Origin of the sequence: Terrisporobacter sp. (assembly GCF_017888745.1) — a bacterium.
GTDB lineage: Bacteria > Bacillota > Clostridia > Peptostreptococcales > Peptostreptococcaceae > Terrisporobacter.
The window spans coordinates 1-8,303 of the sequence record NZ_JAGHFM010000286.1; the positions used below are offsets into that span (position 1 = coordinate 1).

General features: G+C 28.6%; 18 protein-coding genes. 17 read left to right on the forward strand and 1 reads right to left on the reverse strand.

Going from position 1 to position 8,303, the window contains the following annotated elements:
• The 3 genes from J7G74_RS12795 to J7G74_RS12805 all read left to right on the forward strand — a co-directional run.
• On the forward strand, positions 1 to 432 hold a 432-nt coding region (locus J7G74_RS12795; RefSeq protein WP_297136036.1), incomplete at its 5' end, for a phage antirepressor KilAC domain-containing protein.
• 14 nt (positions 433 to 446) lie between these two features.
• Positions 447 to 626, forward strand: coding sequence for a helix-turn-helix domain-containing protein (locus J7G74_RS12800; RefSeq protein ID WP_297136038.1), 180 nt, complete (start codon positions 447 to 449; stop codon positions 624 to 626).
• A gap of 133 nt (positions 627 to 759) precedes the next feature.
• Complete coding sequence (locus J7G74_RS12805; RefSeq protein WP_297136040.1) at positions 760 to 930, forward strand: hypothetical protein; 171 nt, start codon at positions 760 to 762, stop codon at positions 928 to 930.
• Here J7G74_RS12805 and J7G74_RS12810 read toward each other — a convergent pair.
• Positions 908 to 1,285, reverse strand: a complete 378-nt coding sequence (locus J7G74_RS12810; RefSeq protein ID WP_297136042.1) for a DUF2513 domain-containing protein — start codon at positions 1,283 to 1,285, stop codon at positions 908 to 910. The two genes, J7G74_RS12805 and J7G74_RS12810, sit on opposite strands and share 23 nt — an antisense overlap.
• Before the next feature lie 70 nt (positions 1,286 to 1,355).
• Between J7G74_RS12810 and J7G74_RS12815 the strand changes: the two genes are divergently transcribed.
• From J7G74_RS12815 to J7G74_RS12880, 14 genes are all read left to right on the forward strand, one after another.
• Positions 1,356 to 1,547 carry a helix-turn-helix domain-containing protein gene (locus J7G74_RS12815; protein ID WP_297136043.1) on the forward strand — a complete coding sequence of 64 codons (192 nt, stop codon included), beginning with the start codon at positions 1,356 to 1,358 and terminating at the stop codon, positions 1,545 to 1,547.
• Positions 1,548 to 1,565: 18 nt separating this feature from the next.
• Positions 1,566 to 1,895 (forward strand): hypothetical protein, encoded by a 330-nt coding sequence (locus tag J7G74_RS12820; protein WP_297136045.1) that lies wholly within the window; start codon positions 1,566 to 1,568, stop codon positions 1,893 to 1,895.
• Entirely contained in the window at positions 1,895 to 2,080 is a 186-nt protein-coding gene (locus J7G74_RS12825; RefSeq protein WP_297136046.1) for a hypothetical protein, read from the forward strand. Before J7G74_RS12820 ends, J7G74_RS12825 begins: the two co-directional genes overlap by 1 nt.
• Before the next feature lie 4 nt (positions 2,081 to 2,084).
• Positions 2,085 to 2,393 (forward strand): hypothetical protein, encoded by a 309-nt coding sequence (locus J7G74_RS12830; RefSeq protein WP_297136048.1) that lies wholly within the window; start codon positions 2,085 to 2,087, stop codon positions 2,391 to 2,393.
• 86 nt (positions 2,394 to 2,479) lie between these two features.
• Complete coding sequence (locus tag J7G74_RS12835) at positions 2,480 to 2,764, forward strand: hypothetical protein (protein WP_297136050.1); 285 nt, start codon at positions 2,480 to 2,482, stop codon at positions 2,762 to 2,764.
• The gene (gene bet, locus J7G74_RS12840) at positions 2,757 to 3,641 is read left to right on the forward strand and encodes a phage recombination protein Bet (RefSeq protein WP_297136051.1); all 885 of its coding nucleotides are present in this window, start codon (positions 2,757 to 2,759) and stop codon (positions 3,639 to 3,641) included. The genes J7G74_RS12835 and bet overlap by 8 nt, the downstream gene beginning before the upstream one ends.
• Before the next feature lie 58 nt (positions 3,642 to 3,699).
• Positions 3,700 to 4,581 (forward strand): phage replisome organizer N-terminal domain-containing protein, encoded by an 882-nt coding sequence (locus J7G74_RS12845; RefSeq protein WP_297136053.1) that lies wholly within the window; start codon positions 3,700 to 3,702, stop codon positions 4,579 to 4,581.
• A 73-nt stretch (positions 4,582 to 4,654) separates the two neighbouring features.
• On the forward strand, positions 4,655 to 5,401 hold the full coding sequence (locus J7G74_RS12850) for a hypothetical protein (protein WP_297136054.1): 747 nt from the start codon (positions 4,655 to 4,657) through the stop codon (positions 5,399 to 5,401).
• A gap of 13 nt (positions 5,402 to 5,414) precedes the next feature.
• A complete protein-coding gene (locus tag J7G74_RS12855; protein WP_297136056.1) occupies positions 5,415 to 6,161 on the forward strand; it encodes a sigma-70 family RNA polymerase sigma factor in 747 nt (248 codons plus the stop codon).
• A gap of 186 nt (positions 6,162 to 6,347) precedes the next feature.
• Positions 6,348 to 7,067, forward strand: coding sequence for a hypothetical protein (locus tag J7G74_RS12860; RefSeq protein ID WP_297136058.1), 720 nt, complete (start codon positions 6,348 to 6,350; stop codon positions 7,065 to 7,067).
• 13 nt (positions 7,068 to 7,080) lie between these two features.
• Positions 7,081 to 7,260: a hypothetical protein gene (locus J7G74_RS12865; protein WP_297136059.1), complete on the forward strand. Its 180-nt coding sequence runs from the start codon at positions 7,081 to 7,083 to the stop codon at positions 7,258 to 7,260.
• Positions 7,261 to 7,270: 10 nt separating this feature from the next.
• The gene (locus tag J7G74_RS12870) at positions 7,271 to 7,420 is read left to right on the forward strand and encodes a hypothetical protein (RefSeq protein ID WP_297136061.1); all 150 of its coding nucleotides are present in this window, start codon (positions 7,271 to 7,273) and stop codon (positions 7,418 to 7,420) included.
• Positions 7,410 to 7,772 (forward strand): VRR-NUC domain-containing protein, encoded by a 363-nt coding sequence (locus J7G74_RS12875; RefSeq protein ID WP_297136063.1) that lies wholly within the window; start codon positions 7,410 to 7,412, stop codon positions 7,770 to 7,772. Before J7G74_RS12870 ends, J7G74_RS12875 begins: the two co-directional genes overlap by 11 nt.
• Positions 7,773 to 7,859: 87 nt before the next feature.
• Positions 7,860 to 8,129 (forward strand): hypothetical protein, encoded by a 270-nt coding sequence (locus J7G74_RS12880; RefSeq protein ID WP_297136064.1) that lies wholly within the window; start codon positions 7,860 to 7,862, stop codon positions 8,127 to 8,129.
• Positions 8,130 to 8,303: the final 174 nt, after the last annotated feature.

Below are 8,303 nucleotides of genomic sequence, written 5' to 3' on the forward strand. Positions count from 1 at the left end.
AATAATTTACCAACTACATATAAAGAAGCATTACTTCAATTAGTGGAGCAAGTTGAAGAAAACGAAAAATTACAACTAGAAAACCAAGAATTAAAACCAAAGGCAATATTTGCAGATGCAGTAAGTGCTAGTCATACATCAATACTAGTTGGAGAACTTGTAAAAATATTAAAGCAAAATGGAGTGGACACAGGACAGAAGAGATTCTTCGAGTGGTTAAGAGATAATGGATATCTGATAAAAAGAAAAGGTTCAGATTATAATATGCCAACTCAAAAGAGTATGGACCAAGGGTTATTTGAAATAAAAGAAACTACTATAAGTCATTCAGATGGACATATAAGCATAAGTAAAACTCCAAAGGTAACCGGAAAAGGACAAGTATATTTTATAAATAAATTAAAACCTGTATTAGCATTAGCAGAAGCATAGGAGGACATTAGAAAATGAAGAAAGTTTTTACAGCAAAGGATATACAAGAAATTTTAGGTGTATGTGAAAAAACATCTTATGACTTAATAAGACAAGCTTTAACAAGAGGAGATATGTTCAAAGTAATAAAAGTTGGTAATATATACAGAATACCTTCAAAATCATTTTTAGATTGGCTAGATGGTACTGATTAATAAAAAAGAGGTGAGGAACAAATGAAAATAATAATGACAAAGGAACAACTAGAATTTCTAATTAGTTTATTTCCAAATATGACACATGAAGAACTTTTTAGATTAATAAACAAAAGATAAAAGGAGGTAAGTTATGAAAGATTCTAAATCAATATCAAAACTAACAATAAAAAATAACCACATATATTTAGATAATTTAGAAGTGAAAGGTGTTAAAGATTATGAAGTTAAAAGCTCTGCACCGAATAAAATAGCAGAGCTTACACTTAAATTAGTTGTATCTACAGTTGAAATTGACTCTTAATAAGTTCAGTAATTACACCAGTTGCAATTTGTTTAAGAGCATCTAAAGATGAAGAACCTATATTTTTAGAGATTTCTTTTGTTTTATTCCAAGTAGTATCTAAACGTATATCTTCAATAAATCGATGACCACTTGGCGTTAAACCATAGATAACACAACCATCTGAGTGGAAATCAAGACCATTAATTAAATTAGACTGTTCGCATTGAGATAAATGGTAAAAAATTTCTTCCTCAGAATAATTATTTAATCTTGGTACCTGCATATCATCAGGATACTCAATTATTGCAGGAAAACTAGTTTTTTCTTCTATAGTTAAAAGAATATCTCTTATGCAATCAGGGTTTAATCTCATAAAATCACAACCTTTCATAAATATTTGGAAAATATTCCATATAAAAAATTATAGCAGAAAGGGGTAAGAAATGGCAATAAATGACAAATTGAATCGAATTTTAAAAGAAAGAAATATAAGTGTAAATAAACTAGCAAAAGAAGCAGATATACCAGTTAGTAATATTTATAAAATCTTAGATAAAAAGAATTTAAATCCAGGTGTTTATACAGTTAAGAGAATAGCTGAATATTTAAATGTAACAATAGAGGAATTAATTTAGAAAGTAAGAGGGGGAAACATGAGAAAAAATAAGAGCTGGGCTCTTGAAGATTTAGAAAAACTTGAGGAATTTTGTAACAATCCGGATTATAGCACGAATGATATAGCGAAATACTTTGGTAGAAGTATAAATAACATAAATGCAACAATAAACTATTATCGCATTAAGAAGATAAGATATGAGGATACAGGCTATAGAAGGTGCTGTGTATGTAATTTAGTTTTACCTTTGGATGAATATCACTATAACTGTCAAGATAAAAAACATCATAAAACTTTTATATGCAAACATTGTAGTTCTGAAAGATGCAAAAAGTACTACTACAGAAAAAAAGGAGAGTGTGACTAATGAATAATCAAGATGATAACAGAAAAATAGAAGTGCAAATGGTTATAAATTTAATAGAAGTCATGTGTAAGAAAAATAATATATCATTAGTTCCTTATAGATTAAAAAATGGAACTTACGTTACATCAGTTTATGACCATTTAGAAGATGTAACTTATGTGCTTACTAAAAATAAGGAGGTTTAAAGTAATGAATAATCTAGATGTAATTGATCTAATAAGCAATAAAATAGAGTGTCAAAAGAACAGATATTCAAATTTATATGAGTTATCTCATGCACACAAATTAGAACACAAGAGTGTCTTTAATACAGAAGATAAATTCGATGCAGTATGGCACCATACTTACAGAACCCAAGAGAGGATTTATAAAGAAGAATGTAAGATAATGGATGAAATATTAGAAGTATTAAGGGATTTAAAAGAACAAGAAATTAGAGAATATACAAAATTATATGAATATTCTAAAGATAATATTCCTAGTATTGGATTGATATAAAAAAGAGGTCCTATAAAAGGACCCAAATAAAAATAATTTAAAATGATTGATGGATTGATTATACCACAAAAGGAGTTATATGCAAAATGAAAATTGTGGATTTTATAAGAACAGAAGAATCGACTTTTGAGACAAGACTTCTATATGCACAATTATTAAGTCCATATAATGCTGATGTAGACAGTAAATATGGATATTTAGATGGCGCTAAGGAGTGTTTAGAGACATATAAGCCTGTTGAGGAATTAGAAGAGTATATAAATCAATATGAGTACTCACAAGATGTAATAGACGAATATGATAAGGCTTATATTCTAGCCTTTAGAGATTATATAAAACAAAAGAAAAAGGAGAGTGCAACTAATGAGTAATAATGCTTTAAGTTTAGCAGAGTACAAACTACCAGGAGGGCAATTATTAAGTTATGAAACAGTAAAGAATTATATAGCTCCTGGAGCTACAGACCAAGAGGTTTTATATTTTATAGAACTATGCAAGGCTCAAAAACTAAACCCTTTTGTTAAGGACGCATATTTAGTTAAATTCGGAAGTCAACCAGCGCAAATTATAGTAGGTAAAGATGTATTTATTAAAAGAGCTAATGCTAATCCTAACTTCGATGGAATGAAGGCTGGAATTGTAGTATTGAACGGTGATGGAAAAGTAGAAGAAAGAGAAGGTTCTTTAAAGTTACCAGGAGAGCAAGTTGTAGGAGGTTGGTGTGAGGTTTATTTAAAAGACAAAAGTTACCCAACTAAGGCTTTAGTAAGTTTTGAAGAATATGCTCAAAAGACAAAAGAAGGAAAACTTAATTCTATGTGGTCTATTAAAGGTGCAACTATGATACGAAAAGTAGCTCAATCTCAAGCATTAAGAGAAGCCTTTCCGGAAGAACTTAGAGGACTATATCAGCAGGAAGAAATGGGAGTAGATATAAAACTTTCAGATAAAGAAATAATACCAGGAATGGCTAGTAATAAGCAAAAGAATATGATTATGGCACTAGCAGCACAAAAGGACCTATTCAGTTTTGATAATGTAAAAGATACATCTAAATTAGAATATTTCTGCACAAGTAATGGATATTGCTTAAAAGAATTAAAATTTGAAGAAGCGGATGAAGTATTAGAACTATTAGCAAAATATGAACCTAAAAAGAATACAGAAGATAACATACAGGATGTAGAGTACACAGAAATAACAGAAGATAATATAGACGATATAGAAGTGCAGGAAACTTTATTATAGGAGAGGATTTATTCCTCTTCTCTAGATAAAACAAAAGACAAGAGAGCAGGTGATTAATATGACTAAAGCTAAAAAATATTACTGGTTAAAACTTAAAGAAGATTTCTTTGAGGATGATACTATAAGCTGGATTGAAGAACAGGAAAATGGAAAAGATTATTGCTTGTTTTATTTAAAATTATGCTTAAAATCTTTAAAAACAGATGGATTATTAATAAGAAATGTAGGAACTATGTTAGTTCCATATGATGTAAAACAATTATCTAAAATTACAAATACAGATACAGATACAGTTAGAGTTGCAATGGAACTTTTCAAAAATATAGGTTTAATAGAAATATTAGAAAATGGAGAAATATATTTGAATCAGTTGCAAAATATGGTAGGGAGTGAGACATCTAAAGCTCAATTAATGAGGAATAAAAGGGAAAAAGATAAAGAAAAAAAGTTACTAAGTGAGGGTAACAATGTTACCACAGAGTTACCCTCAAGTTACTTAAATGAAGAAAATTGTTACACAGAGATAGAGCAAGAGAAAGAGAAAGAGCAAGAGATAGATTTAGAGACAGAGAAAGATATAGAGACAGAGCAACAACAAGAGATAGAGAAAATTGTTGTTGATAAAGTTAAGTTATATTTTCCTGATACAACTTTTAAAGAACTGAATGCTATTAAGAATGAATTTTTAAAAAAGAATAAAGATATTTACTATTTAATTGAAAAATTAATTCTAACTTATGAAAATAAAAGACTTGAAAATAAGATAGGGTATCTCATAGGTGCAATTAGGGATGATTATGAATTAAAAGAAAATTATCCAATAGATAAAATCTTGATGGCATGGGAACAAGAACTCTATGAAAAGCCAAATAACCCTATCGTGCAAGATAGAGTTATGTATTATAGATATTTAAATAACGAGAAATTTAAAAATTTATAATAACAGTATATGCAAATTTAGTTAAAAATATTCAAGAGGGATTAAATTCCTCTTGAGTTAGGGGGAATTAAAAATGTTGATACAGCAACAGTATTCTGCTAGACATAATAATTCTTCTTATTCAACAAAAGAAAATTATTATGCTCTATTAGCAGCAATATTAAATACAACTAACAATAATATTCAAGTTAATTTCTCACACTTGTTTGATAAAGAGGAAGAAGTAAGGAGAGTAAAAGAAATAGAAGAAATTAGATCTAAAGGAGGTAAAACAGAATTAGAAATTTGGTATAAAAATGCTAAGAAGTTTGAAGTTATAAAACAATCAGATAAAAATAGAAGAAAAGCAGCAATAGAAAATCAAGATAAACTTAGACGAGCAAGGTTAGCTAGATTAAAACCTTTTGAAGATGAAATTATAGACTGTAGGGATATGTCTTTTGAAGAAATAAGAAAACATAAAGTAAAAATAATAGATCTTGAAACTGGAGATATAAAGATATATGCAGATAGAGAAATTTTAGCAAAAGAGTTCAAAATTAAAAGATGCAATATATCAATGTACATTAAAAAAGGATACATATCTAGAAAGAAATATTATTTTACTATTTCTGATGAACTGGTAAACCAAAAGTCGATAAAAGAGAATAAAGAAAAAAATAAATATAAACTTACTAATATTGAAACAAATGAAATTTATAAGTTTACAAACCTTCATAAAATATCAGAATTTTTAGAAATTAATTATAATACTTTTTATGCTAGATACAGCAAGTCTAAAACTGTACTTGGATATAAAATACAAAAGATGAGTAAATAAAGGGGGTATTACCTTGTTTAAAAATAAAACTAACGAAGAAATATTTGAAATAGCACATGCTGGAAATAAAGAAGCGAGAGACTATCTTATAACTAGTAATATAAATTTAGTCTACAAGATAGCTTATGAATTTATGAATTATTTGAAAGAGGTTGATTTTGAATCGTTAGTTCAAGAAGGAAGTATTGGTTTAATGAAGGCAGCTGATAAATTTGAAGTAGAAAGAAATCTTAAATTTAGTACATATGCAACTTGGTCAATAAAAAGTCAAATATATCAATACTTAAGAGATCGTAGAGAAGATAAGCCATTTAGAATAAAAAGAGTTGATAAGACTTTGTATAATAAAGCACTTAGAACTAGGGATGAATTACAACAAAAATTATTAAGAGAACCTACCTTGAAAGAGGTTAGTGAAAATATAGGTGTGGGAATAATAGAGCTAGGACGAGTTTTTAATTGTATAGATGGCCATAAAAGTATTTATGAAGTATATCATGAAGGAAAAGATGGAACAGATATAATGCAAATTGATGCATTAGAAAATCAAAATAACTTATCAGAAGAACAAATCTTAAATAGAATGATTATCAAAGATAAATTAAAAAAACTGAAAGAAAATCAAAGAAAAGTAATAGAGTTAAGATACTTCAATGATCTAACTCAATTACAAGTTGGACAAGTATTAAATGTAACTCAAGTTCAAGTATCAAGATTAGAGAAAGCAGCATTAAATAATCTTAGAGAAATGATAATGTAGGGGTGAACATATGAAGAGGATATTAGGAGGAAAGGAATGCTGTTGCCCTATGTGTGGCGGTACTGTAGTGTACTTGCAAGTTAAAAGGCTGGGTGTAGTATCGCAGTGTCGTGATTGCGGTAATATGATACAGGGAAGAGCAAAAGATGAATTTAAAATATATACTTATTCGGAGGATAGAAAATAATGAGTAACTTAGAAAATAATATAAAAGATTGTATATCTAAAGAACTTGAAAAAGGAATTATAGAAAAAGTAATTGCAGAACAATTAGAAAAATGTATCGAAAAATCAATAAGTGATATGTTTGGCTGGAGTGGAGAAGTTAAAAAAGTCGTAGAAGAAAAAGTTAAATCAGTTATGATACCTTACTTAGAAAATTACGATTACTCTGAGTACATAGTAAAACTAGATAGTGTTTTAGTTGATGTTTTAAAGAGTTCAACACTAGAAAATAGAAGGCTATTAGAAAACTTTCAAAGCTTAATGAAAAGTGAAGATATAAAAGAAATCAAACTAACTGATATATTTGAAAAATGGAATGAATATTGCAAAAATAATGTTGATAAAGATGATCTGGAATTTGATTTTGAAGGTGGGTATATAGGAACTAGATTTGATGTAGAAGATGTAAGTAGCAGCTGGAGCAGTTGGAAAACATATATGATTACATTTGAATGTGAAGAAGATGAAAACCTAAAGTTTGAATTTAGTATTCAATCATATAAGCCAAGCGAAAATAGTAAATACACTAGTAATTATAAAAATATCGGTAGTATAAGAAGTTTAAGATATCTAAATGATTTTGAAATTCTAATGATGAGAATAAGTGAAGGATATGAAAATATAGTTGTAGACAGCTTTGGAGAAAGTGAAGATGTATTTATAGAAAATGATGAGTATTAGGAGGGGATAGATAATGACTAAGTTAAAGGCTAGGGTATTTAAAAATAGAGTTAATAAATATAACGTGCTTATAAGTTATCAAGGTAAAGAAATGCCTGTAAGTGAAAAGGGCAAAATACTTACATGGAACACTAAAGAAGGAGCACAAGAGTATATATTTGCTAATAGAGATAGATTAGAGTTAGTTGAATAAGGGGGAACAAATGAAAAGATCTAAGAAAGAAAACAAAGAGATACTTAATGTAGTAAATCTAGCTAAAAAATATGTAAATGTAGGATATAAAATAGGACAAGCAATAAGTATGGCACAAAGAGAAGTTAGGAAACAGGAGATTGAAGCATATGAGAAGTAGAGAAGCACAAGAACAAGCAGTAGTAATTCAATGGTGCAAAATGCAAGAAAAGAAATATCCAGCACTTGGAAATATATTTGCTATACCAAATGGTGGCTATAGAAATAAGATAGAAGCCGCTAACTTAAAGAAGCAAGGTGTAAAAGCAGGAGTTTTAGATTTATTCTTAGCATATCCAAATGGAGAACATGCAGGATTATTTATCGAAATGAAGTGGGGTAAAAATAAATGTACTCCTAACCAACTAGAATGGATTGAGAGACTTACTAGAGCAGGATATGAAGTAAATGTATGTTGGAGTTCGGAAAAAGCAATAGAAAGCATAAAACATTACTTAGGGATAGGTGATTAAATGAAAATATTATTATTACTTATAACATTTTATATTGGATTTGTAGCAGGCGCGAATTGGAAAAGTATACATAGAGGTGATAAATAGATGAATATATGGAATAAAATAGATGAACCAGTAATGAGAGCGGTAAGTGGGATTGTATATGGAATATGGGGAAGTGTTGGACTCGCTATTGATTATAATGAGGATAAAAAAGAACTTGAATTAACGATATGGGATAAATCATATAGATGTGAAGATAAAAAGGTTGTGGTAAATAAGAGATTTAATTACGAAATAAAAAATACAAATACTTCAACGATATTAGATATAGTTGAAGTGATAGAAAAGTTTTTAATAGAAAACTATTCATAAAAGATAGTATTTATCCAAGGAGGAGATAATATGAAATTAGATACAAGAATAGTGATACCCGTTAGGTATAATTCTGACTACGAGTGCGACACATGTTTAAAAGTAATAGAGGGAATATTATACAATGTTATAATGGGGCAAGAGATAAAACTTATACATGAAGGAAAGATATTA